Genomic DNA, 25073 nt, shown 5'->3' with positions numbered 1-25073 from the left:
TAAGAAAATATATAAAATACCTAGATTATAGGTCTAAAAAACATAATAAACCATATGTAAAAAAATGAGTATAAAAAAACTTATGTGGTATAATAAATAAGCAATTTATAAATTTATAAACCGAGATAAATTTTTTATTATTAACGTATATAGGAGGATAGCGTGAGACAAACAACAATAGTTAATACTCAACAAGCTAACAAAAAATGATATGTTATTGATGCTGAAGGACAAGTATTAGGGCGTTTAGCTGCTCAAGTTGCATCAATTTTAAGAGGGAAAAACAAACCTACATTTACACCTAACGCAGATATGGGTGACTTTGTTATCATCGTAAATGCAGAAAAAGTAGTTTTAACAGCTAAAAAAGAAGAAAACAAAATTTACTACTCACACTCAGGATACCCAGGTGGATTAAAAAGCATTACAGCAGCAAAATTAAGAGTTAAAAGACCTACAGCTTTAATTGAAAAAGCAGTAAGTGGAATGATTCCTCACACAAAATTAGGAAACAAACAACGTCGTAGTTTATTTGTGTATGCTGGACCAAACCACAAACACGAAGCTCAACAACCAGAAAGATTAGAGGTTAAATAATTATGGCTAAAGAAACAGTTATGTACCGTGGATTAGGAAGAAGAAAATCTTCAGTTGCTCGTGTTAGATTAACACCAGGTAAAGGTAAATTTGTTATTAACAACCGTGATGCTAGAGAATACTTAACATCTGACATTTACTTAAAAGATGCTAACCAACCTTTTGTTTTAACAGATACATTTGGAACATTTGATGTTAGTGTAAACGTAAGTGGTGGTGGTCTTAGTGGTCAAGCAGGTGCTATTAGATTAGGTATTGCACGTGCTTTATTAGAAGCTAACCCTGAATATCGTTCAGCTTTAAAAGTAGCTGGAATGCTTACAAGAGATGCTCGTGCTAAAGAACGTAAAAAACCAGGTTTACGTGCAGCACGTCGTGCAAGACAATTCTCAAAACGTTAATAAAATTAATAATATTTTGTACTTCTGTTTTAATAGTTTTATGCTATAATAGAAGTACATTTATGCGAGCGTAGCTCAGCTGGTTAGAGCACACGACTGATAATCGTGAGGTCGATGGTTCAAGTCCATTCGTTCGCACCATTTCATAAAGATGACCTTATTTTACCAACTAGAAATAGTTGGTTTTTTCTTGATCTTTTTTTATAAATTAAAGAAATTGATTTTTACTTATATGACTAGCTCACTACTGCAAAAGTAAAAAAAGGAATAAAAAAAGAACCTTTTAAGGTTCCTCGGTCAATTTCTTGAAATGGTACGTCCTAGAGGATTCGAACCTCTGACCCAATGGTTAAAAGCCATTTGCTCTACCTGCTGAGCTAAGGACGCACATTTTTTGGTGCCCAGGACTGGACTTGAACCAGCACGGTATTGCTACCGAGGGATTTTAAGTCCCTTGTGTCTACCATTCCACCACCTGGGCATTTCTTTTGCTTGAATATTATAACACAGAAAAAATAAAACAAAGTATTTTTTTAATATTTTTATTTAAATAATAAAGCAACAAAAAGGGTAAAATATAAATGAGGAAAAATGAATAAAGATCAAACAGTTATTTTTGGTATGCATAATTCAGAAAAATTAGCAAAAAAGATTTCTGAACTTGTTAATATACCACTTTCAAAAGCAACAAGAACAGTTTATACTGATGGTGAAGCAATGTGAGTAGCTGAAGAAACTGTTAGAAACAAAGATGTTTACATCATTGCTTCAACATCAAAACCTGTAAATGATAATTTAATGGAATTATTGTTATTTATTGACTCACTTAAAAGAGCAAGCGCAGGTTCGATCAATGTATGCTTAAGCTACTATGGATATGCTCGTCAAGACAGAAAAGCATCAGGAAGACAACCAATTGGAGCTAAATTAGTTGCTAATTTACTTCAAGTAGCAGGTGCTACTAGAATGATTTGTGTTGACTTACATAACCCTTCAATTCAAGGTTTCTTTGATATTCCTGTTGATGATTTAAGAGCACAATATCCACTTGCATTAGCATTAAGAAAACTTAATACATCATTCACAGTTGTATCTCCAGACCACGGTGGAACTGTAAGAGCTAGAAAACTTGCTGAATTAATAGCGAACACAATTAAAATTACAATTATTGACAAGAGAAGAAATGCTGATAATCAAACTGAAGTAATGGGTATTATCGGTGATATCAAAGGTCAAAATGCGGTTATTGTGGACGATATTATTGATACAGGTGGAACAATTAAAAAAGCAGCACAAACATTAAAAGATAATGGTGCTAATAAAATTATTGTTGTTGCAACACACGGCGTGTTTTCAAAAGGGTTTGATATTTTTGAAAACGACCCTAACATCGAAAAAGTTATTGTTACAGACAGTATTGATAACAATGAATTACTAGAAAAATACTCAAAATTACAAATTGTTTCATTAGGTGAATTTATAGGAAAAGTGATTAATGCATCTCTAAATGGTGGAAGCATTACAAATGTATACACAGAAATAAAGGAACAAATAAATAATTACAATGATGAGAAGTAAAGAACTTGTTAGAGAATTATGCATTAAAAATAACTGAGATTTTAGTTTATTTGAAGCTTATGTTAATCTAATTGAAGAGAAAAACAAAGTTATGAATTTAACTGGTTTTTCAGATGAAAGACTTTGAAATGAAGGTATTTACGAATCTTTAGTATTTATGGTTGAAATCACTAAGGACTTACAAAGTGGAACTATTTTAGACATTGGAGCAGGAGCAGGTTTTCCATCAATTCCATATGTGTTAACAAAGCCTAAAAACAAAGTAGTTATATATGAACCGCTTTTAAAAAGAGTTAACTTCTTAAATGAAGTTATTGAGAAGTTAAATTTATCAGATTATGTAACTGTTTACAAATATAGAGCTGAAGATGTAAAGGAAACTAATCAATTCGATGTTGTTACAGCAAGAGCTGTAGCAACTGTAAAAGCTTTAAGTATGGCTGCTTTACACTTAGTTAAAGTTAATGGTTCATTATCTTTATTAAAAGGTAAAAAAGCTAATGAAGAACTTAATGACGCAAAGAACATTTTAAAAGATGTTAAAGTTCAATATTCAGTAAAACCTTTTATTGATGAGAATATTGATAGAGAAAATTACATTGTCTCAATTAAGAAATTAGAAAATACACCAAAAAGATTTCCTTATTTATGAAAAGATATTAAGAAGGTTAATTAATTTATTCAAAGATAGCATCAAGCTATCTTTTTTATTTCAATTTTGCTTTCTCACTTTATTAATAGAGTTTTATGTTTCGATAAAAAATGCATATGATCGAAATCATATGCATGGTTTTTAATTATTCAATAGCATCTTTCTTGTTTTTGAAGTTCATTTTAATAGGACAACCTCTAAAATCGAATGTTTGACGCAATTGATTTTCAAGGAATCTTTGATATGAGAAGTGTAAGTATTTTTTATTGTTAACAAAGAAAGTGAATGTAGGAACTTTTGCTTTTTCTTGTCTTGCAAAGTAGATATTTAATCTACCACCATTGAATGGAATAGCAGGTTGAATAATTTGAGTTTCTAAGATTAAGTTTGATAATAATGATGGTTTGATTTGACGTTCTAAGTTTGTTCTAACTAAGTTAATTGTGTCATAAAGTTTGTTTAATCTTTGATTGTATTTAGCTGAAATAAATACAAATGGAACTCATGGAACAAAGTGGAATTTGTTTCTAAGTCTTTTTTCATATTCAGTCATTGTGTTTGTTTCTTTTTCGATCAAGTCTCACTTGTTAATTACAATGATAACTGGTTTTTCATTATCTAATGCATAACCGATAATTCTTGAATCAAAGTGTGAAACTTCTTCTTGTGTAGCATCAATAACGATAAGTGATAAATCAGCTTCTGAAAGTGAGTTCATAGCACGCATAAGTGCATAGTGGTCAACTGATTCAACTAATTTTGACTTCTTAGTTATACCGGCAGTATCTATAACATTGTATGTTTTTCCATCAATATCAATTAATGATGTAACTGAATCACGGGTTGTACCGGCAATATCTGAAACAATTGAACGCTCCTCTTTAGCTAAATTGTTTAAAAGTGAAGATTTACCTGCGTTAGGTTTTCCGATAATAGCTAAATTAAATGCATCGATTTCTTCAGGGTCTGAATAATCTAAAACTTCAATGCATTTAGTTAAAACATCCCCGATCCCTTCTCCGTGAAGAGCTGAAATTGGATAAATGTGATCAACTCCTAAACTATATCAAGAGTAATCAAATTGTTGTGTGTCTTCAAGTTTGTTAGCTACAGCAATGATTGGTTTTTTAGATCTACGTAAAATGTTCATAATGAATAAGTCATCATTTGTAATTTCACTAGTTCCATCAAATAAGAAGATGATTGCATCAGCTTCTTCAATAGCGATTTTAGCTTGGATTTGAATTTGTTCTTGGAATGGTCTGTTTTCAATTTCAATTCCACCAGTGTCAATGATTTTAATTTCGTGACCAGTTCAAACAATACGTTCGTAAAGTCTGTCACGTGTAACGCCAGGTTGGTCGTGGACAATAGAAACTTTTCTTCCTACAAGCTTATTGAAAAAAGTACTTTTCCCTACATTTGGTTTCCCTACAATTGCAACTGTATTACGCATTTTGTTCCTTCTTTGCTTTTAATTTTTGGTTAACAATATCAATAATTTTGTTTTCAACTTCTTCAGTTGTTAGTTCAGTACAATCAATATAAATAGCATCTTCTGTTTTATGTAATGGATCAACTTCTCTATGGATATCTTGTTGATCACGTAATTCAACTTCTTTTAAAACCTCTTGGTAGTTTGTGTTGTAACCTAACATTTTGTTTTGTTCATATCTTCTTTGTGCTCTGACTTCTGGTGTAGCTCATAAGAAAATTTTAACTTCAGCGTGAGGTAGAATTCTGAAAGTTGTATCTCTTCCATCAATGATGTAACCCTTGTGTCTTAAAGTCATATGCTGAATAAATTTAACAACAAATGCTCTAACTTCAGGAATTTTAGCCACAGTAGGAGTGACTTTTGAAATATAGTCAGCCCTAATTTTGAGTGAGATATCATTTCCATCTAATAAAGTTATATCGTTAGGCAATAACTCAATGTTGATTGTTTCAAGAGATTTAATTACACCTGCTGTATCAGTTGTTAAAATATTGTGTTCAAGAGCATTTAATGTGATTGCTCTATAAACTGAACCACTGTTAATAAAAGTGTAATCTAATCTTTGAGCAAGATTTTTAGAAACAGTTGATTTACCAACGCCGTTTGGACCATCAATAGCTATATTAACTTTTCTCATATTTCCCTCTTTAAAGTTTTATTTTATTTTTATTGATTTTTGTACTTTTTGTATCTTCCTGTTTATTGTTCTCTGGATAAAGAGAATTTAGGACATATTTTAATTCAGGTAGATTATTATCGAAAATTACATAATCATCCGTGAAGTCAATTGAATTGATTTCAAGATTTAATTCAAGCTTATTTAATTGCTCTTTGATTTTTAAGATTTGTTCGTAAGGTTTATACAAATCTGATTTGGGTATTGTTTTAGTGTTTGAAATGGTGTTGATGTATTTTGGGATGAAAACAGAAGTGTTTGAAAACGTTTTATATAACCATTCGTATTCTTTTTTCAATTCAACATCATCATTTATTGCGAGAATTTTCATTCTTTTAAATAATTTAGTTTCTCTATCAACACTCATTTTTACGTACCTCTTTAAATTCCTTTTTATTTTAGCATAATAAATTAATTATATTAATTTATTACAAAAAAAGAGCATTTAAGCTCTTTATGCAAACTTTTTAAGTACTATTTCCTCAAATAATTTTTCATCAATTTTGTTAATAACTGACACTTCTTTTTGTGCTGATTTAAGCACAAAAAGAATATATTCTTTGTTATTGTTAAAATGTGAAGCTAACAATGTATCTTCTGTAAAAGTCACTTCATTTTGTTCATAAACTTTATTAACATACGGTGACTGTGAAATAAAGAAAATTGATTGATCTACAATTTTGCTTAAAAACATTTTTGTTCCAAATTTCTTAAAAAACAACATATTCCCAACTTGATCCTTGAATGTTACAGGTATGTTTCTTGAATATTTGTTTGCTCTTGTGAATGAACCAAGAATGTTAACGTCATATTTTTCGATATCAAACTCATCAAACTCTTTCTTAGAAATTTGAATTCTTGATTTTTGAACAAATACAATCACAATAATCATAAATGAAATTAAAACTGCAAGCATAACACAAGATAAATAGAATACTATTGATGAAACTGAAATTGCACTGAATGAAAGCGTGACTGTTTCGGCTGTTTTTGTTTTTTCATTAACTTGTGAACCAATTAATTTAATTACTTCTGTAGCATTTAAAACAAATAAAATTAAGCTAATTGCAAAGAAGCCAAATCCAGCTAATGCTGAATAAATTGATTTCATTTGCATATCTTTGTATGCAAATCTACCCTTAATTAATTTAAGGCAATTGATTAATCTATATGCACAGTAATAAATGATTAAAGTAAATATTACTTGCATAGCTACCATTACTAAACTACTCATAAAATTATTTTACTATATTTAAATACCTATACTCAATATAAAGCACAAATATATTTTTATTTTTACGACTTGCAAACTATGGTTTTAGTTTTATTTAGCTGATGTGATATTTTGATTTATAAAGTAAAATATAGATATGGGATTTTTTAAAAATTTAGTAAATAAGGTTTTCAATAGAAAACCTAAAGATGTTGAACAAGTTCAAGAAGAATTAGACAAAAAAGAGCATAAGAAAATAATCACAAGTGAGAAATTTAAGAAATATGAACAAGGTTTAAATTCTTCTGCATCATTTGGAAAAAAACTTTTAGAGCTACAAAATAGACACGTAAAACTTGATGAAGACTTTTTTGATGAGTTTGAAGAGTTATTGATTATGTCTGATATTAATGCTTCATTAGTTGATGTTATGGTAGAAAGAATTAAACAAGAAATTAGATTAAACAATATTGACGATCCAAAAATGATTGGAGAAATTGTCGCAGATCAAATGTTTACAATTTACACAAACAACTCGGTTGTTAATACAAATCTGAACTATGAAGTTGGTAGATTAAATGTTTTTGTTTTTGTTGGTGTTAATGGATCAGGTAAAACAACTTCTATTGCTAAAATAGCAAACAAATATGTTAAAGAAGGTAAAAAAGTTTTAATTGCTGCTGCTGATACTTTCAGGGCCGGTGCTGTTGATCAATTAGGTGTTTGAGCACAAAGAATTGGCGCAGAAATTGTTAAACCTGCTCACGAAGGAGCTGATCCTTCTAGTGTTGTTTATCAAGCAGTTTCTAAAGCTAAAGAAGAAAATTATGATTTATTAATCATCGACACTGCCGGTAGATTGCAAAATAAAGTTAACCTTATGAAAGAGCTTGAAAAAATGATTGGTGTTATTAGAAAATTTGAACCTTCAGCACCACATGAATCATTATTAGTTCTTGAAGCAACTACAGGTCAAAATGGATTATCTCAAGCAAGAAACTTCAAAGAAATTGCTAACTTAACTGGAATTATTCTCACCAAAATGGATGGAACATCAAAAGGTGGAATTGTTTTATCAATTAAAGATGAATATGATCTTGATGTTAAATATGTTGGTTTAGGTGAAAAACTAGATGACTTACAAGAATTTGATCTTGAATTATTTATTTATCAAATGACAAAAGCATTAATTGATAATGAACAATAAGTCATTAGAAAACGTAATTAAATACACAGAGTTATTTGATAAATATGGTAATTTATTAACTCAAAATCAACAACAAGTTTTTAAGTTATATTATGAACAAGATTTATCATATGCAGAAGTTGCTGAAGTGATGGTCACAAGTAGACAAGCTGCAACTGATGCAGTTAATAAAGCAATTAATAATTTGCTTAAAATTGAGGAAAAAATGAACAAAATGTAGATGCTTTTGCATCTTTTTTTGTATAAAAAACACATCCAAGTACCATTAAATTGGATGTGCTAATAGGATATTATATGTATATTTTATGATTGGTTCAAGTGACGACTCTCGAACCAAATTATTTAATTGAAAAATAAAATTTAATAAAGGAGTAATCTATGGAAATACCCAAGAATATTAATATCTACTAATTAATAAAAGATAGTTAATATTTTGAAAATTTAAAATTTATATATGACGAACTGTGTGTTTAAATTTACAAAATTACTCAAATAAATATGATTAAAATTTCTTTATTTTAAAGAAGTGTAAATACAAAATTTACTCTATAAAATAATGATAAAAATAAAAAGTTAAAACAACTAAATATAATTTATAACAAAAATATAGTGAATATCTTTATTGATAATAATAAACTTGTATAAAAAACCTAATAATTTTAATAATTAATAATAAATGATATTAATAAATGTCTGTCTATTTTGTGACTGAATAAATAAAATTTTAAAATAATAGAATATTTTTTTGATATATAAAAGAATTTCCCTTTTGTTGCGACAATATACTTGTCGCACTTATATCATATTCCTTTTTAGTAAATAAAATTATGAGCATAAAAATATTTTTTTAAAATAATTTTTGACTTTTATAATAGTGTGTAAGTGATAAAAGTTTTTCCTTATTTTTGAGGTTTAAAAAATTTTATATATTCCATTCATGTAATTTTAGGATTTTGTAATTTTTGTTGAAAATTAGTTGCAATAAAGTTTTAAATCTAATCCTAAATTTTGGTGAACAAAAAGCACATCCAGTTCATTTTTGGATGTGCATTTTTGAAATTATAAATCGATATTTTTTACGTATTTCGCATTCTTTTGAATGAATTCTCTTCTCGGTTCAACTCTTTCTCCCATTAAGGTTTCAAAAATTGAATCTGATTTGTAAATGTCTTCAATTTGCACTTGAAGCATTTTTCTACGTTCAGGATCCATAGTTGTTTCTCATAGTTGTTCAGGATCCATTTCTCCAAGTCCTTTGTAACGTTGAATTGTAATTTTTTGACTAGGGTTTAATGTTGCGATTATTTCGTCTTTTTGATTATCGTTGAAAGCGTATTCAACAAATTTATTTTGTTGAATTTTGTATAAAGGAGGTTGAGCTATGTAAATAAATCCATACTCAATTAAAGGTCTAAAGTATCTGTAGAAGAATGTTAATAATAAAGTTCTAATGTGAGCACCATCGACGTCGGCGTCAGTCATAATAACAATCTTGTGGTATCTTAATTTGTTGATGTTAAATGTTTCCCCTCAACCTGTACCAATAGCTGTCATTAATGATGAAATTTCTTCTGAAGAAAGAACTTTTTCTTGACGAGATTTTTCGACGTTAATAATTTTCCCTCTTAATGGTAAGATAGCTTGAGTTTTTCTATCTCTACCCATTTTAGCCGAACCACCAGCTGAGTTCCCTTCGACAATATATAATTCAGAAATTTCAGGATTTTTAGATGTACAGTCAGCTAATTTACCTGGTAATCCACCTGATTCGAAAACATTTTTTCTTCTCGCATTTTCTCTAGCTGCATTAGAAGCTAAACGTCCTTTTTTAGCCATAGATGCAATTTCAATAATTTTCTTAGCATCAGCAGGGTTTTCATTTAAGAATCTTTCTAAAATTGGACTAAACACTCTGTTAACAGCTTGACGAGCATCTTTTGAACCTAATTTTCCTTTTGTTTGTCCTTCAAATTCTGGATCAGGGTGTTTGATTGAGATAACTGCTGTAACACCTTCAATTAAATCGTCACGAGTAAATTTGTCACTTTCAGATTTAATAACACCTTTTTCAATTGCATAATTATTAATTAAACGCATTAAAGCATCATAGAAACCAGAAACGTGAGAACCGCCTTCATGTGTTGAAATGTTGTTTGTATATGAAATAATGTTTCCACGATATAAATCAGATAAGTATTGCATACCGACTTCAACACCAATAACAACATCCTCATCTTTATTATTTTTAACAGCAAATTCTCCATCTGCATAAATAACAGGTGTAACTGGCTTGTAACCGTCGCTTAATTCGTGTACGTAGTCAATAATTCCATTTTCATATAAGAATTCATAGTGTGTGTTATCTCTGTAGTCAGATACTGAAACATATAAACCTTTGTTAAGGTGTGCAATTTGCTTCGCGTGGTCTAAAATAATTTCTTTATCAAATGGTAATTCTTCCATAACTGAATAGTCAGGATGGAATTGAATTTTTGTTCCTGTTTCATTTGGGTTAGCAAGCTTTTCAATAACTTCTGTTGACTTAATAGTTTTTCCACCATTAGCGAACTCTGCATAGTATAAGTTTCCATTTCTTTTAACTCAAGCTTTAAATGAGTCTGATAAAGCATTAACAACACTAGCTCCAACCCCGTGAAGTCCACCAGAAACTTTATATGCATTAGATTCGAATTTACCACCAGCATTAAGTTTTGTTAAAACAACCTCAAGTGCACTAATTCCAAATCTTGCGTGTGTATCGACAGGAATTCCACGACCATTATCTTCAACAATAATTGAGTTATCTTGTGTAATGATAATATCAATTCTGTTGGCAAAACCAGCCATAGCTTCATCGACAGAGTTATCTACAATTTCTCAAATTAAGTGGTGTAAACCCGATTTAGATGTTGACCCAATGTACATACCGGGTCTTTTTCTAACGTGTTCTAATCCTTCTAAAAACTGAATATTACTTGCATCATAATTATGCTCTTTTTTAACTTCAGACATCTATACCTCCATGTGTGAATGTAAATTTTAATAAATATTACATATTTATTAAAATATTATATAGATTTTTAAGAAAAATAGATTGTTATATTTTTGCAAGTACATTTTTACTTTTGCAGCTTGTACACTATGATAAAAGTGAAAAAATGTCTATTTTTACTAACCGACATATGCATATGTAATATGCATAATTTAAGCTAATCAAACTAGATAAAAAAATCAAGCTTTCGCTTGATCGAATTATCAGTTCTTTCTAGGGTTCTTATAAAATACATCTTCGATTGGGTCAACTCAGAAACCTAATCTATTTTCTTTTGCATAATTTTGAGAGTTCTTAATTGTGTGATACATTGTTTGTTCTTCTTCAGTTTCTGCGTAGAATTTTGTATCTGAAGGGTCTAATGTAATGTAAGCAACTCTAGCTAAACCTGCTCTAATAAGCTGGTTCCCAAACTCTAAATCAGGATTTTTTCTTTCATCTGGATATAAGAGTACAACTCATCTTCCATAATCATCTTCTTTTAACTTATTAAAGTAGAAGAAGAAACCATGTGATTGAACTTGTTCTACGTAGTATTTTTTAGAAATATGAGCTCAATAATTTTCTTTTGAAGCTAATTCATCTGAATTTGAACCTTTATCTGTTTCAGGAGTATCGATTCCTCTAGATCTTAATCCTAGACTTTTACCATTACGACGATTAGTTGATTGAGTTCCAGGTTGAATACCACTAACTAAATTCATATATGCACCATATAATGTGTCGCCATCAACAATTCCTGACATGTCAACAACAGCATAGTTTTGTGGTAATGTTTTTTTAATTGTTGTGCTAAAACCTAAACTTGTTTGTAAATTTAATGATGATAAGTAATCCATCTCTTGCTGACTAGCAAAAGCTAAAAATAATTTACTTTTATAATCTTCTAAATTTACATCAATTTTATTAAGCGATTCAATTAAGTTTTGCTCATTTGCATAAGTTTGTCTTAAAAATCTTGATGTTTCAGTTAAATTGTTATACGTTTTTGAACCTAAAAATCATTGATGTCTAATTTCAGCAGTCATTTCATTAGCACTATCAAAAACTTTTACAACGTTTCCTGCTTGAGTTAATAAATCTTGATTAGTACTGTTTGAGTTTATTTTATTTTTGTAGCCGTCAACTAATTCAACCAAATTATTGTCAGTTGAATAATTAGTTTTAACTGTTTCTAGTTTTTGGATAAGTTCACTATTTGCATTATTAATAGGATTTGATGGTTCTTTTGGAACATCGTTTTTATTACCACATGAAATAGATAATGTAGTAGCGACTGGTAAAATCGCAAGTGAACTGAATAAAGATAATTTTTTAAATTTCATCTTGTCTCTTTTCTATTTGTATATAAATATAATTTTATTCCTATTTAGAAATAATGTGTATAAAAAAGCATCAAGATGATGCTAAGCTTTATCATTTGATCCGAACTCTAATATTTTTTGTTTAATTACCTTACACATAGCTTCATAACCAGGTTTGTAAAGTTTTCTAGGATCATAATTTTTATCTTCAAGATCTTTGTTGCTAATAATAAATTCTCTAATTGCAGCGTGGTTTGCTAATTGTAAATCGGTATTGATGTTAATTTTTGTAACACCTAAACTGATTGCTTTTTGGATTTGGTCAAGTGGAATTTCGCTACCACCGTGAAGAACAATTCCTAAACCAGTTTCACTTGATAATTTTTCAAGAACTTCAAAATTAAGACCTTGACAGTTTTTTGGATATTTACCGTGGATGTTTCCGATCCCTGCTGCTAGAACTGTGATTTTTTCAGCAGCTAATTGTTTAGCTTCTTCAATATCTGCAATTTCACCGTTTCCAATAACACCATCTTCTTCACCACCGATTGAACCAACCTCAGCTTCAACAGTCATATTTTTGCTTTGAGCTAAGTAAACAAGTTTTTGAGTTAATTCTTTATTTTCAGCAAATGGGAGGTGTGAACCATCGAACATAATTGAAGTGAAACCATCTGAATCAATAGCTTTAACACAAGCATCAAATGAACCGTGATCTAAATGAAGAGCTACAGGAATTGAAATTTTTAAGTCCTTAATAAGACCTGAAACTAAACCTGTTACAGTTTCATATCCACCTATATATTTAAGTGCTCCTTCAGAAACTCCTAAAATAACAGGTGAATTCATTTCTTGACATGTTGTAAGAATTGCTTTTGTTCATTCTAAGTTATTAATATTAAAATGAGGAACTGCGTACTTACCTTTTTTAGCTCTCTTGAGCATATCTTTCGCATTAACTAATGACATAAAAACCTACTTATTAGATATTTCTTAATTCTCAGTTTCCGTTTGCAAGTCTGTTGAATCTTTTATCAACCGTTAATAAACGGTATAACTCACCAATTTTTCTTTCTCTAACTTTTTCATACGGTGTGTTCATTGAAACGAATCTGTCTTCTCAGTCATATCTTAACTCGTCTTCAACAGTGTCAAAGATTTCCATAAATGCAAATTCGTCTGTTGGACGTGATGATACTAATTCGTATGCGATTTCTAACATTGTTTTGTACATAATAAATTCTCCTTTAATTACATTGATAAAGGTGCAGAAACACCAATTAAGCTAAGTCCAAGAGCTAAAATCGCTTGAACTGATTTGATAAGGTGAGCATATGTTGCTTCATCTTCATGACCTAATAATTTAGTTTCAGCATAAAAACTGTTAAATGATTTAGCTAAATTAATTAAGTATTGTGTTAATAAGTTGACTTTTGAAGTTGACACAATTGTTTTAATTAATTCAGGGAATGAGTCTAATTCAATAATAAGTTTTTTAGCTTTATTTGTAAAGTTAATTTGATTATTAACTTCTTCTTGTTTTAATCTATTTAATAATGATACAGCTCTTGAGTGAGCGTATTGAACTATAAATACAGGGTTATTAACATCAGTTGAGTTAGCTGCATCAATATCAAAATCAAATTTATTATTGATTTCCCTAGTGAGCATCATAAATCTAACTGCGTCAGCTGAAGAGTAATCTAAAAGATCTTGCAAAGTAACTGCTGTACCAGCTCTTTTAGACATTTTAAATTCTTCTCCATCTTTGATTAATCTTACTAATTGAATAGTTAATATATCTAAATTATCTGGATTGTAACCTAAGCATTGCATCGCAATTTTCATTCTTTGAATGTATCCTGAATGGTCTGCTCCTCAGATATTAATAAGTTTAGGTGACTTTTGGAACTTAAGTTCGTGATAAGCAATATCAGGTAAGAAATAAGTATAATTTCCATCAGCTTTGATAAGCACACGGTCTTTATCATCGCCAAATTCTTTGGTTTTTAAGAATAATGCACCATCTTCTGTGTATGTGTATTTGCTTAATTTTTTAAGAACTGGTTCAATTAAGCCATCTTCTTTAATTGCTTTTTCAGAAGCAAATGTATCAAATGAAACATTTAATCTACCAAGATCTTCTCTGATTTTATTAAGCATAATATTTTTAGCCACAGTTGATAATTCAGTTAATTTAACTTCATCAGCATTTAAGAAATAATCACCATATTTTTCTTTAATTTTTGTAGCACATCAAACTATATCTTGACCTCTGTAGCAATCTTCAGGTAATTGTGCATCAATACCAAATAAGTTTTGATATCTTACATAAACTGAATTTGTAAGTACATTAATTTGATTACCTGCATCATTTACATAATATTCGGCTTCAACATCGTAACCAGCATGTCTTAAAATTCTAATTAAAGAATCCCCATAAACAGCACCTCTAGCATGACCAACGTGTAAAAATCCTGTTGGGTTAGCTGAAACAAATTCAACATTAACATGTTCTTTATTAATAAAGTCAGCTCCATATTCTGCTGGATTTAAGTTAATGTTTTGTATTGTTGATAAAAATAATTGATTGCTTAAAACAATATTTATAAATCCAGGCACAGCAATGTCTATTTTTTGGTAGATATTTGAATTTGACATTTTAGTAACCAATTTATTTGCTACTTCAATTGGATTTTTAACAGCACAATGATTTTTTAAAATAAATGCAATATTTGTACTAAAATCATAAACAACTTGATCGATGTTAATATTGTCAGGAACATTAGGTTGAGTGATATTAAAAACTAAATCTTTAACATTAAAATCCTTATTAACAAAATCTTCATTTTGCAACTCTATAACTGCGTCAATGATATTTTGTTTTAACTGTTCTTTTAGCGTCATAATCCTCCTTATTTATAGATATATTTTATATATCTATTATATTAAAAAATATTTTTTATATAGCTAGGAAACAACTAGTTTTATCTACCTTACACATAGTTATAAAAGTTAATTTTGCTTATATAAAATGGTAATTAAATATTATTTTTTATTATAATAACAATATGTTAAAAATATATGTATGTGGACCCACAGTTTACAATGATGTTCATATAGGAAATATGAGACCGATTGTAACTATGGACTTAATTTTAAAAGCTGCAAAGCAACTAGGAATTGAATATAAATTTGTTCATAATATTACTGATATTGATGACAAAATTATCAAAAAAGCCCAAGAGCAAGGTGTTTCAGAAACTCAAGTATCAGAAAAGTATGGTAATTTATATTTAGATTTACTTAAACAATTCAGTGTTGAAACTATAACTGATATTGAATACGTAACCAAAAACATTGATTTAATTGATAACTTCATTCAAAGATTAATCAAATCGAATAATGCATATTTAGATAATGAAGGTAATGTTTGATTTGATGTCATAAAAAACCAAAATGACTATGGTATTGTTTCAAATCAAAAAATTGAAAACATGAAATTTGAAGATAGTGAACTTTCTTCAAATAAAAAATCACCTGCTGATTTTGCTTTATGAAAAAACACAGCTGAGGGTGTTAAATACAATGTTTCTTTTGGCGAAGGTAGACCAGGATGACACACAGAATGTGTTGCCTTAATTGAAAAACATTTTGGAGATTCTGGTTTAGATATTCACGGAGGAGGGATGGACTTAACATTCCCACACCATGAAAATGAAAATATTCAATTCTATGCTTTAAATCAAAAACAACTTTCAAATAAATGATTAAGAACAGGTCAAATTAATTTAAATGGAATTAAGATGTCCAAGTCATTACAAAACGTAATTTTAGCTTCTGACTTTCTTAAAAATTATTCAGCTGACTATTTTAAAATGATCTTATTATTAAACTCATTTACAGGTTTGATCAATATTGATGAGAATTTAATTAATAATGTTGAAGTGATTTTCAAGAAAATTAGCAAAATTTACTTCTTAAATGCACTATTAAACAAACAAAACGATTCACAAATTAACAATGAATTAGCTAAAGAAGCATTCACATATATTTTTGAGCAGAGATTTTCTGAATTTAATAAACTTATTAATGATCTAATTAAAAATATTAATAAAGACAAAAACACCTTGGACATAGGTACATTAGTATATATTTTTGATAAGTTAGGCTTTGAATTTCATAAATTCGATTACGAAAAATATGTTCCAATTTATCAAAAATGACAAGAGTTTTTAGCTCAAAAAGATTATCAAAATGCTGACAAATTAAGAAACGAATTGATTGAAAATAATTTAATATAGGGTAAATATGAAAAAATTACACGAAAAACAAAAAAAATATGATATGACCACTAAAAAAGTGGGAGAATTAATTGTGTATGGGAAAAATTCTGTTATTGACTGTGTCAATAATAAATTAGATATTTCTGAAATACACTTAACTGATGAAGGAAGTTTGAAGTATTTTAAAGATGATAACACTTTAAGGGGTATAAAAATTGTTATCACTGATAAGAAAACTTTAGATGAAGAAACAAAAGAAAACCATCAAGGTTTTAAAGCAATCTTAAAATCTGTTAATTACAAGGGACTAGACGATTTATGAAGATTGCATAAGGATAATTCACCAATTCTTGTGTTGGACAAAATTCAAGATCCACATAACTTTGGTGCAATTATAAGAACAGCAAATGCTGGGGGAATTAAGCATATTATTTTCCCTAAAGATAATGCAGCTGTAATTAATTCAACTGTGTTAAAGGTTTCATCAGGTGGATTTGTAAATATGAATTTTTACAGAGTTAATAGTCTTAATGCGGCCTTAACTCAACTCAAAAAAAGAGGTTATTGAGTTTATTCAACTGTATTAGATGAAAAAGCTCTCCCATACACAACGGTGGAATACGACAGACCTACAATTTTAGTTGTAGGTAACGAAGGTGATGGTGTATCAAAAAGTGTGCTTTCAGTCACAGATCAAACAATTTATATTCCACAAAGGGGGAATGTGCAATCTTTAAATGTATCAGTAGCAACAGGTATTATTGTGTTCGATGCATTAACTAAATGATAAGAAAATATCATTTGAACGATAAGTTTCTCTCTGAATTTTTGAAACTCGAAAATGACAAGTATTATTCAGTTTCAAAAATCATTTCTGCTTTCAGTATACAGCACAGTAAGTCAATAGATGTTTTGTCTAGAAAAGTTAGTTGAGTCTTTGGTAAGGTATCTATTGAGCCAGCAGAAATTAAAAATGTTATACTTCATGAATTTTTAGGAATTTTTCTAGAAGTTTCTTCAGAAGTTTTTTGTAAGGATTTTAAATCCTATTCTCATTTCGAATCATTCATTTGAAATAAATTAAAGTTAAAGACCCTGAATTTCTTCCACTCAGAAATTAACTCTCAATATATTTTTGATGATGGTATAGCTAATAAAAGGGTAAATTTACAAAAAATTCTAATAGACATGGAAAATAGTGTAGTTGATAACTCACATAGTCCAAAACAACTTGATTATCAAATTAAAACTCAAAAAATGCACTCAAGAAATCATTTTTTAAATAGTAGTTATAAAAAGAAACATTCAGTTATGAAAACAACAGATTTAAATGTTGGTTCATCAATTGATATTGACATTATTTGTTCGAACAACCTTATTACTACATTGATATCAAGTTAAATAGAGCTTATGTTAATTTATATGTCCAAATTTTTAATTCTTCTTTCTCATATATATTTATCGTATATTTACATAAGTTTATGAAATGTTTTTATGGTATAAAACGCAGTAGATTTTTCAAATTATTTTGTGTTGATTTTTAAAATCTCTTTAATATGTTATGTTTTTTATAAACAAGCTATATTTTGCTTGTTGCTCCATTATTGTTTATATTTTTTTCAGACAAATCGTTTTTACTCTCTGACGATTTAGTCCCTTCTATATTTATTTTATTTTTTCACTTACAAAATATGCATGTATAGACCTTTTTTGATTCTATCTATGTTTTTTCCGTATTTTAGGTAAACTCACTTGGATTTTATTTCCAATAATTATTAATTCTTGCATATTAATAACATTAGGTAAGTGTTAGGTTATGAAAACGTATCATCTCGATCGCTTGGGGGAGTGTGTGGGATGGTCAAAATTAATTAAACTTGAATTTAAGTTTTAAGGGTTAAGGAAAATTCGTAAGTTTAATTAATATGTTTTCTCTTGTTGCTTTTTATTTTATTAGTGTAAATTTTGGGGTATTTCTCAAAATTACGGTTATCTTCTTTTATGTTGTGGGGACTGAACTCTTTTTCACTTTCCAGTTTATGTTCTTCATTACTCAATTTGGTTTTCATTAAATTTTTATAGTGTTTTAAACAAAATATAATATGGTTTTTAGTTTATTTGTTGGATTATTCCTTTCTCAACATTTGAAAAGTATTTCACTTTCTTATATTTATCCATTTATTAACTTTTATTCAATATAAGACTTTATTATTAAATGCGAAATACAAAATTGGTTCTAAATGAACCGAAATTCATTATTTTTTCTTCTCTCATCAGTTAGACATTTTCTGTTAAATGTCAAACACCTTTCTTTAATTTTATTATTTAATTTTTTACAATGTCTATTAGATTTCCACTTAACTTTTTTAAGTTAAGTGGTTTTTATATCCTCCGTTTGTAAATTTTTTCTTTTTATATTATGTGCTAATATTTTAGTAATATGAATAATCGCAATTTTAGAAATAAAAAATTTGTATTTATTGGTGACTCAATAGCGCAAGGTTTTGATTTATCTCAAGGAACTGGAACATATGGAAATTTAGATGAGTTAGGTTATGCTTATTCAGACTATTTCATTGAGTTAATTCAGAAGAATGTTGGTAGAAATTTAGACATTAAATATAGCAATTTAGGCCTATCAGCAAGCAAGATTAGTACTTGAATTAATATCGTTTCTGGTGAAGATTTTACGGATGAAACAAGAGAGCTAATGCACATAAATAAAGTTTTAGCTCAAAAATTTAATCACACTTGTTTTAATTATGATTTTGATTCATATTTAAAAGAAATTAAGGAAGCAGATTACTTATTTATAAACTCTAGTGGAATTGAATTTTTATTCAGTATTTCCTATGTAGACTTAGTTGAAGTAATGTCTCAAAAAGATTACTACCTTCAAAATAAACAAATTGATGATTTATTGAAAAATGTTAAACGTACAACACAGCAAATCATTAATGAATATATTGTTTTAGTTAACAAAATTAAAGAAGTTAATACAAATTGCAAAATCTATTTAGTCGATTATCCTATTGCTTCATTACCTGTACTTAACAAGTTGATTCTTAAAAATAAAGATAATCTTTTAAACAAGAGTTATTCTATTTTTAAATCTATATACAAGGTATTTCAGAATATTTTTACAGAAGTTTCAGCAGCAACAAATACTAAATATGTTGAAATATTTGACTTTGAACAATGTTTAAGAAATGAACGCAAATGATATCAGTTGTTTTTAGATATTCACTGCAGTAAGAAATGTTATAAATACATTGGGAAGAAACTTTATTTAAATTTTGCTAAAGAGCATCGTTTAAATAAATTTACTTGAACTAAATTTAGAAGTATTCCAATATACCCGGATAACAAAATTATTGATCTTGTTCAAACTTGATACAAAGAATTAGGCGTTCTAGAAGGTTCGCTAATTAGAATTTATATAAGCACAATTAGCAATTCATTGATTACTGAGAAACTAACTAAAGGTTTAGATATCACACTTAATTTCAGCGCAATTCTAAATGAGAATGTTATGTCGCTCATTGGTAAGATTTTCCATGACGAAAACGTGCTTGAATATATTGAAAATAAATTCAGTTCACTAAAATTCACAGACACATTAATTGACTTTTTAGCTAATAATCAAGAGTTTGTTACATTGATTGATAATGTTGAAAAATTCTTTACTAGAAACAAAAACATTTCCCTTAATAAGTTTTGACAATTCTTTTTAGTTTCAAATGAAAAAACATTGTTTGATATAACAAAAAAATTCTTTGAAAAGTACCCTAATTTCAAAGAAGAGATAATTGATTTAATTCATTTTATGCTTGGAGAGTTAAATAAAAGAAAATTTATTAAGATTCCAATTGATATTAGAAAGATTGATTATGAGTTTAATTTAGATTTTTCATTAGTAAAAAATGATTTAGATGAATTTATGATTATTTTTAAAGATTACTTTTTATCAAGTTCACATTTTGTTAGCTTCGAAAGTTACTTTAATAGTTTTATTATCCAAAACAAAGCGCTAATCAAACAAATATCATCGAAGTTTCTAAACATTGTTTTAGAACAATTGTTCACTGATAAGGATAAATTAATTCAATTCATTTTAGCCTATTGCAAGATTGATTATAAATATCTCTCAAGAAGAGATTTTGAAGCTCTTGATAGATATGTAGATAAGTTATTGAGCAACTTAAATATGACTAAAATGCAAAATAAAATCATTAATGAAACAATCAACTTTATACTAAAAACACCTAAAATGAAGCTTATTAGTTCTAACAACATTATGCTTATTGGACTTATTATTAAGAATCAATTTAGAAATAGATTATTTTTAAGCTTAGTTAGAGGTAATTTAGTCCCAACAATTAATTTAGGAGTGCGTTTAGCATTTGCAAAAGTGAGATCAATATTTAGATGAAGAAAGTAATGTGTTATGTTTTTTGCACATGTAAATAATTTCAATTAAACCTATTGCATAGCATTCATTTACTTAATGTATATTGTAATGTTGTGGTAAAATTAAAACACTATGAAAAGTAACAAGGTATCAATTGCATGCGAATTATGCAGAAAGAAAAATTACGTGACAGTTAAAAGTGCTGGAAATGCAGAACGTTTAGCAATTAAAAAATATTGTCCTCATTGCAAACAACACTCAATTCACAAAGAAGAAGTTTAATTATGAGAAAAAATGAGAAAGCAAAAACTAGAAAAGTTGAAACAGCAAAAATGTCTTTAAAAGACAGATTTGAAAACAGAAATAAAATTTATTTCTTTAGAAAGACGGTTAAAGAAATTAAACGTGTTCGTTGAGCAACTCCAAGACAAAATTGAATAAACCTTGTTAAAATTCTTGTTTTTACAGCTATATTTGCTTTATTTGTTTATGCAGTAACAATTGGATTTACAAAATTATGAGAAGTATTTGGTTCAGTTTAGAAAGGTAAATTATGAATAATTTTAAATGATACATGATCTCTACTGTTAGAGGAAAAGAAGAACAAGTTATCGAAGCTTTAAATAACCGTATTATTGCTGAAAATGTTGCAGAATCATTTAATCAATATGCAACACAAGATGGCGCTTTTAAAATCTTTAAAAAACCTATTTTAACAGCTAAAGAATTAGAAAAAAGACGTTTAGGTCAAGAATACAAGGTTAAATATACAAATCTTTACCCTGGATACATTTTCGCAAATATGGATATGACAGATGAAGCTTGATACGTTGTACGTAACACACAAAATGTTACAGGTATCATCGGTTCATCTGGTAAAGGAGCAAAGCCTACACCTGTTTCTTCTAGAGAAATTAGAAAAATGGAAAAAGCCGCTGAAGAAGCTACACACTTATTTAACTTAGGTAAAAACTTACAAGGACTTAAAATTAATGATTTAGTTGTAGTTTTAGATGGTCCATTTAAAGGTGAAATTGGTCCAATTAAATCATTAAACTTAGACGCAAATATCGCTACAATTCAAATTGAATCATTTGGAAAAAGAACTTCTGTTGAATTAAGCATCGATTCATTAGAGCATTCGACAGAATACTAATTATTAGATAAATTGAACAGCGTTAGCTGTTCTTTTTTTTATTGAAAATTTAATAAGAGCATGAAAAATAACTTTATTATCTAATTAAACAATTGCGATTTTATATTTAGATGTATCTTTTTTAAATTCTGCACCTAACTCTTTTCTATATGTAGAATCTTTAAATAGATTACGCATTTCTTCTCTGTATCTTGTTTTTTCAAATAAGTTGCTGGTGGGTCATAGTGTCTGTACCTCACCACACTCTTTATGTTTATTTAATATCATAGACTTTTTTATCTGAATTTTTTAAATATTCAAAATTATAAAATCCATTTTTTAAGAGTTTTAATTCCTCATAATAATTAAATTTTAATGTCTCAAGATTAAAAGAGTGGACTTTTCATTTTATTTTTTGAATTCATTTTTAACTGCTCTTTTTTATGAAACAATAGCCAATTTAAAATATAATTAAAATATATATTTGGAGAGTTGAAATAATGAAAAAAAGAGAAAAAATAAAAGGTATTGAATTATTTGCAGGAGCCGGTGGATTAGCTTTAGGCCTAGAAGAAGCCGGTATTCAACACATAGGCTTAATTGAAGTAGATAAATGAGCTTGTGACACATTGAAAACCAACAGACCTGAATGAAATGTTATCCAAGAAGATATAACAAAAATTTCACAAGAGGATTTATGCAAGTTATTTAATCTAAAAGAAGGAGAACTAGATATTTTATCAGGTGGAGCTCCTTGCCAAAGCTTTAGTTATGCTGGCAAAAGGTTAGGTTTAGAGGATACAAGAGGAACTTTATTCTACAACTATGCCTTATTCCTTAATAAGCTTAAGCCAAAAATGTTCCTATTTGAAAATGTTAAAGGTTTACTTTCACACGATAATGGTAAGACTTTTGAAGTCATTTACAATATTTTCACAAATGAAGGTTACAAATTAGAATATCAAGTTCTGAATGCTTGAGATTATAATGTGGCTCAGAAAAGAGAAAGATTAATTTTAATTGGAATTCGTAATGATTTAGTTGACAAAGTTGTTTTTCAATTCCCAAATAAACATTATCCGAAACCAGTTTTAAGAGATATTTTATTAGATGTTCCTGCTAGTGAGGGTGCTAAATATTCTAAGGAAAAAGAAGCTATTTTCTCACTTGTCCCAGCAGGTGGATATTGAAGAGATATACCTGAGGAAATAGCAAAGGAATATATGAAATCCAGTTGAGATTCATATGGAGGAAGAACTGGTATTTTAAGAAGATTAAGTCTTGATGAACCATCATTAACTATCTTAACAACTCCTCAAATGAAGCAAACAGACAGGTGCCATCCGTTCGAAAATAGACCATTTACAATTAGAGAATCTGCAAGAATTCAATCATTTCCAGATGGATGAACTTTTAAGGGTTCAGTTGCAAATCAATATAAGCAAATTGGAAATGCAGTCCCAGTAAACTTAGCTAAAAGTGTTGGAAAGCAAATGGTCAAAGCTTTAAAAAATATGAAAAGAGATGACTAATATGAGCTACAAATATAATTTAAGTTTTATTAGTGAAAGCGATTTTACAAATCACATCAAAGAAACCGTTGATAGCTACGTAAAAGGTACTGAAGCAATTGATTTAAAGAAATTCAATAGCAATGTAATCGATCCAATAAAACTGCTTTTTGATAAAGAAATTTTAAATAAGAGTTTTACATCATTGATCGATCAAGAGATTGAAAGACAAAGAGATAAGCACAATAACAATGCAATCGGTTATTTTCATCAAAACATTTTTAAATATATAGAAAATTGTGTTGTTCCAGATCATGGTTGAGATATTATTGTTAAAAAAGATGGATTAACTTTATATGTTGAAATGAAAAATAAACATAATACAATGAATAGTTCATCAAGAGATAAAATTTATTCAAAAATGTTAGAGAAAATTAAAACATCAAATGATGAAAATGTACAATGTGCATTGGTTGAAGTTATTGCATTAAAAACAACAGATAAAGAATTTACAATCTCTAAGAAACAAATCGAAGATCCAAATATTATTAAAAGAATTAGACATATGTCTATTGATAAGTTTTATGAATTTATCACAGAGGATAAGTTTGCTTTTAAAAAGTTATGTGATCAATTAATTGTTACTTTACCAAAAGTTGTTAAGGAAATGGGTAATGTAAAAAGACCAAAAGATACTGTTTTAGATGAGTTGAATGATATTTCAACAGAAATATCAAAAGCATTATTTGAAATAGCATTTAAAAATTATGATACTTTTAAAAAGTAATAGAAAAGTAGACAGTTTTTTATTTTCTGTCTACTTTTCTTCTCCTGGTTTACTTTGGACAATTCATTTATCATTTTATTATATTGACCATGATAAACACAATTTCTTAATTCTTGCTCATTTAGATTGACTGCGCCTTTGTTTAATCTCTCAAAAATATCAAATTTCAGCTTATCTTGTCCTTTTATCAAGGTATATGCATATAGATTAGTTTCATTAATGGTTTTTTGATCTTCTAAATTTAGTTCTGTATATTTTTTATTTTTTCAATCTTCTGAATTAATTTTTTTATTTAAAGAAAATTTATTTTCTGTAAAGTCAATAAGAGTTTTTAATCTTTGTTGACCATCAATTACTGATAAACGACCATCTTCTTCTTCGCATAAATATATGCTAGGAAGAGGTATACCCATAAGATCAGATTCTATTAATTTTGATGTTTTTTCTGGATTATAAACAAAATTTCTTTGGTAATCAGGGTTTATAATCAATAGACCTTTTCCTTTTAGGTCTTTTAATTTACTTATTGTGTAAATTTCAGAACGAAATTTAGGTTGTCTCTCTCTCTCATTTTGTTATGTGTTATCCTTTCGTTTACTATAAACTATATTTACTATACTATAATAAATTATATACGTTCTTCTTATTGCTTATTTTGACAAATTAGCAATTTTTAAATTTAATTGCAAAATTTGATAATTTAACTTAAATTAGATATTAGTTTTACAAATAATTAGACAAACTAGCAAAAATATTCTTTTAAAT

The 25073-nt window shown here is 28.3% G+C and carries 25 protein-coding genes and 3 tRNA genes; 16 read left to right on the top strand and 12 right to left on the bottom strand.

What is annotated here, in order from left to right:
- Positions 1–162 precede the first annotated feature (162 nt).
- The 3 genes from rplM to VBM89_RS02170 all read left to right on the top strand — a co-directional run bounded on the left by rplM (position 163) and on the right by VBM89_RS02170 (position 1139).
- Complete coding sequence (rplM, locus tag VBM89_RS02180) at positions 163–597, top strand: 50S ribosomal protein L13 (RefSeq protein WP_257089389.1); 435 nt, start codon at positions 163–165, stop codon at positions 595–597.
- Between the two features lie 2 nt (positions 598–599).
- The gene (gene rpsI / locus VBM89_RS02175) at positions 600–998 is read left to right on the top strand and encodes a 30S ribosomal protein S9 (RefSeq protein WP_323176655.1); all 399 of its coding nucleotides are present in this window, start codon (positions 600–602) and stop codon (positions 996–998) included.
- 64 nt (positions 999–1062) lie between these two features.
- Positions 1063–1139: transfer RNA gene (locus VBM89_RS02170), tRNA-Ile, on the top strand.
- Positions 1140–1309: 170 nt separating this feature from the next.
- Here the strand turns inward: VBM89_RS02170 and VBM89_RS02165 are convergent.
- Both VBM89_RS02165 and VBM89_RS02160 read right to left on the bottom strand, forming a co-directional pair.
- Positions 1310–1385, bottom strand: a tRNA-Lys gene (locus VBM89_RS02165).
- An 8-nt stretch (positions 1386–1393) separates the two neighbouring features.
- Positions 1394–1479 (bottom strand) — tRNA-Leu (locus VBM89_RS02160).
- Between the two features lie 110 nt (positions 1480–1589).
- Here VBM89_RS02160 and VBM89_RS02155 point away from each other — a divergent pair.
- Positions 1590–2576, top strand: coding sequence for a ribose-phosphate pyrophosphokinase (locus tag VBM89_RS02155; RefSeq protein ID WP_323176654.1), 987 nt, complete (start codon positions 1590–1592; stop codon positions 2574–2576).
- Positions 2563–3252, top strand: a complete 690-nt coding sequence (rsmG, locus tag VBM89_RS02150; protein WP_323176653.1) for a 16S rRNA (guanine(527)-N(7))-methyltransferase RsmG — start codon at positions 2563–2565, stop codon at positions 3250–3252. Before VBM89_RS02155 ends, rsmG begins: the two co-directional genes overlap by 14 nt.
- Positions 3253–3373: 121 nt before the next feature.
- Here rsmG and der read toward each other — a convergent pair whose 3' ends face one another.
- The 4 genes from der to VBM89_RS02130 all read right to left on the bottom strand — a co-directional run bounded on the left by der (position 3374) and on the right by VBM89_RS02130 (position 6636).
- Complete coding sequence (gene der / locus VBM89_RS02145; RefSeq protein WP_323188655.1) at positions 3374–4684, bottom strand: ribosome biogenesis GTPase Der; 1311 nt, start codon at positions 4682–4684, stop codon at positions 3374–3376.
- A complete protein-coding gene (gene cmk, locus VBM89_RS02140; protein WP_257089399.1) occupies positions 4677–5363 on the bottom strand; it encodes a (d)CMP kinase in 687 nt (228 codons plus the stop codon). The genes der and cmk overlap by 8 nt, the downstream gene beginning before the upstream one ends.
- Before the next feature lie 10 nt (positions 5364–5373).
- The gene (locus VBM89_RS02135) at positions 5374–5769 is read right to left on the bottom strand and encodes a hypothetical protein (RefSeq protein ID WP_323188654.1); all 396 of its coding nucleotides are present in this window, start codon (positions 5767–5769) and stop codon (positions 5374–5376) included.
- Positions 5770–5856: 87 nt separating this feature from the next.
- Positions 5857–6636 (bottom strand): hypothetical protein, encoded by a 780-nt coding sequence (locus tag VBM89_RS02130; RefSeq protein ID WP_323188653.1) that lies wholly within the window; start codon positions 6634–6636, stop codon positions 5857–5859.
- Positions 6637–6772: 136 nt separating this feature from the next.
- Between VBM89_RS02130 and ftsY the strand changes: the two genes are divergently transcribed.
- Both ftsY and VBM89_RS02120 read left to right on the top strand, forming a co-directional pair.
- Positions 6773–7822, top strand: a complete 1050-nt coding sequence (gene ftsY / locus VBM89_RS02125) for a signal recognition particle-docking protein FtsY (RefSeq protein WP_323188652.1) — start codon at positions 6773–6775, stop codon at positions 7820–7822.
- Entirely contained in the window at positions 7812–8042 is a 231-nt protein-coding gene (locus tag VBM89_RS02120; protein ID WP_323188651.1) for a sigma factor-like helix-turn-helix DNA-binding protein, read from the top strand. Before ftsY ends, VBM89_RS02120 begins: the two co-directional genes overlap by 11 nt.
- Before the next feature lie 839 nt (positions 8043–8881).
- Here the strand turns inward: VBM89_RS02120 and VBM89_RS02115 are convergent.
- The 5 genes from VBM89_RS02115 to argS all read right to left on the bottom strand — a co-directional run bounded on the left by VBM89_RS02115 (position 8882) and on the right by argS (position 15085).
- Positions 8882–10834 (bottom strand): DNA topoisomerase subunit B, encoded by a 1953-nt coding sequence (locus VBM89_RS02115; protein WP_323188650.1) that lies wholly within the window; start codon positions 10832–10834, stop codon positions 8882–8884.
- Between the two features lie 240 nt (positions 10835–11074).
- Complete coding sequence (locus VBM89_RS02110; protein ID WP_323188649.1) at positions 11075–12199, bottom strand: thermonuclease family protein; 1125 nt, start codon at positions 12197–12199, stop codon at positions 11075–11077.
- Positions 12200–12280: 81 nt separating this feature from the next.
- Complete coding sequence (gene fba / locus VBM89_RS02105; RefSeq protein WP_323188648.1) at positions 12281–13147, bottom strand: class II fructose-1,6-bisphosphate aldolase; 867 nt, start codon at positions 13145–13147, stop codon at positions 12281–12283.
- A gap of 13 nt (positions 13148–13160) precedes the next feature.
- Entirely contained in the window at positions 13161–13412 is a 252-nt protein-coding gene (rpoE, locus tag VBM89_RS02100) for a DNA-directed RNA polymerase subunit delta (protein WP_323188647.1), read from the bottom strand.
- 17 nt (positions 13413–13429) lie between these two features.
- Positions 13430–15085 (bottom strand): arginine--tRNA ligase, encoded by a 1656-nt coding sequence (argS, locus tag VBM89_RS02095; RefSeq protein WP_323188646.1) that lies wholly within the window; start codon positions 15083–15085, stop codon positions 13430–13432.
- A 164-nt stretch (positions 15086–15249) separates the two neighbouring features.
- Between argS and VBM89_RS02090 the strand changes: the two genes are divergently transcribed.
- The 9 genes from VBM89_RS02090 to VBM89_RS02050 all read left to right on the top strand — a co-directional run bounded on the left by VBM89_RS02090 (position 15250) and on the right by VBM89_RS02050 (position 24308).
- Positions 15250–16482, top strand: coding sequence for a class I tRNA ligase family protein (locus tag VBM89_RS02090; RefSeq protein ID WP_323188645.1), 1233 nt, complete (start codon positions 15250–15252; stop codon positions 16480–16482).
- Positions 16483–16489: 7 nt separating this feature from the next.
- Positions 16490–17254 (top strand): 23S rRNA (guanosine(2251)-2'-O)-methyltransferase RlmB, encoded by a 765-nt coding sequence (gene rlmB, locus VBM89_RS02085; RefSeq protein WP_323188644.1) that lies wholly within the window; start codon positions 16490–16492, stop codon positions 17252–17254.
- An 11-nt stretch (positions 17255–17265) separates the two neighbouring features.
- A complete protein-coding gene (locus VBM89_RS02080) occupies positions 17266–17865 on the top strand; it encodes a hypothetical protein (protein WP_323188643.1) in 600 nt (199 codons plus the stop codon).
- A 1039-nt stretch (positions 17866–18904) separates the two neighbouring features.
- Positions 18905–20905: a hypothetical protein gene (locus VBM89_RS02075; protein ID WP_323188642.1), complete on the top strand. Its 2001-nt coding sequence runs from the start codon at positions 18905–18907 to the stop codon at positions 20903–20905.
- 102 nt (positions 20906–21007) lie between these two features.
- Entirely contained in the window at positions 21008–21157 is a 150-nt protein-coding gene (rpmG, locus tag VBM89_RS02070) for a 50S ribosomal protein L33 (RefSeq protein WP_323188641.1), read from the top strand.
- Between the two features lie 2 nt (positions 21158–21159).
- Positions 21160–21417: a preprotein translocase subunit SecE gene (gene secE, locus VBM89_RS02065; protein ID WP_323188640.1), complete on the top strand. Its 258-nt coding sequence runs from the start codon at positions 21160–21162 to the stop codon at positions 21415–21417.
- 11 nt (positions 21418–21428) lie between these two features.
- The gene (gene nusG / locus VBM89_RS02060; RefSeq protein WP_257089437.1) at positions 21429–22031 is read left to right on the top strand and encodes a transcription termination/antitermination protein NusG; all 603 of its coding nucleotides are present in this window, start codon (positions 21429–21431) and stop codon (positions 22029–22031) included.
- 479 nt (positions 22032–22510) lie between these two features.
- Positions 22511–23542: a DNA cytosine methyltransferase gene (locus tag VBM89_RS02055; protein ID WP_323188639.1), complete on the top strand. Its 1032-nt coding sequence runs from the start codon at positions 22511–22513 to the stop codon at positions 23540–23542.
- A gap of 1 nt (position 23543) precedes the next feature.
- On the top strand, positions 23544–24308 hold the full coding sequence (locus VBM89_RS02050) for an Eco47II family restriction endonuclease (RefSeq protein ID WP_323188638.1): 765 nt from the start codon (positions 23544–23546) through the stop codon (positions 24306–24308).
- On the opposite strand, the gene VBM89_RS02045 is transcribed toward VBM89_RS02050, so the two are convergent.
- Positions 24287–24799 (bottom strand): DUF262 domain-containing protein, encoded by a 513-nt coding sequence (locus VBM89_RS02045; RefSeq protein ID WP_323188637.1) that lies wholly within the window; start codon positions 24797–24799, stop codon positions 24287–24289. The two genes, VBM89_RS02050 and VBM89_RS02045, sit on opposite strands and share 22 nt — an antisense overlap.
- Positions 24800–25073: the final 274 nt, after the last annotated feature.

Source organism: Mycoplasma sp. 1199, assembly GCF_034863365.1.
In the GTDB taxonomy this organism is placed as follows: Bacteria; Bacillota_I; Bacilli_A; order Mycoplasmatales; family Metamycoplasmataceae; genus Mycoplasmopsis.
This window is presented reverse-complemented; position numbering and strand designations above follow the sequence as displayed.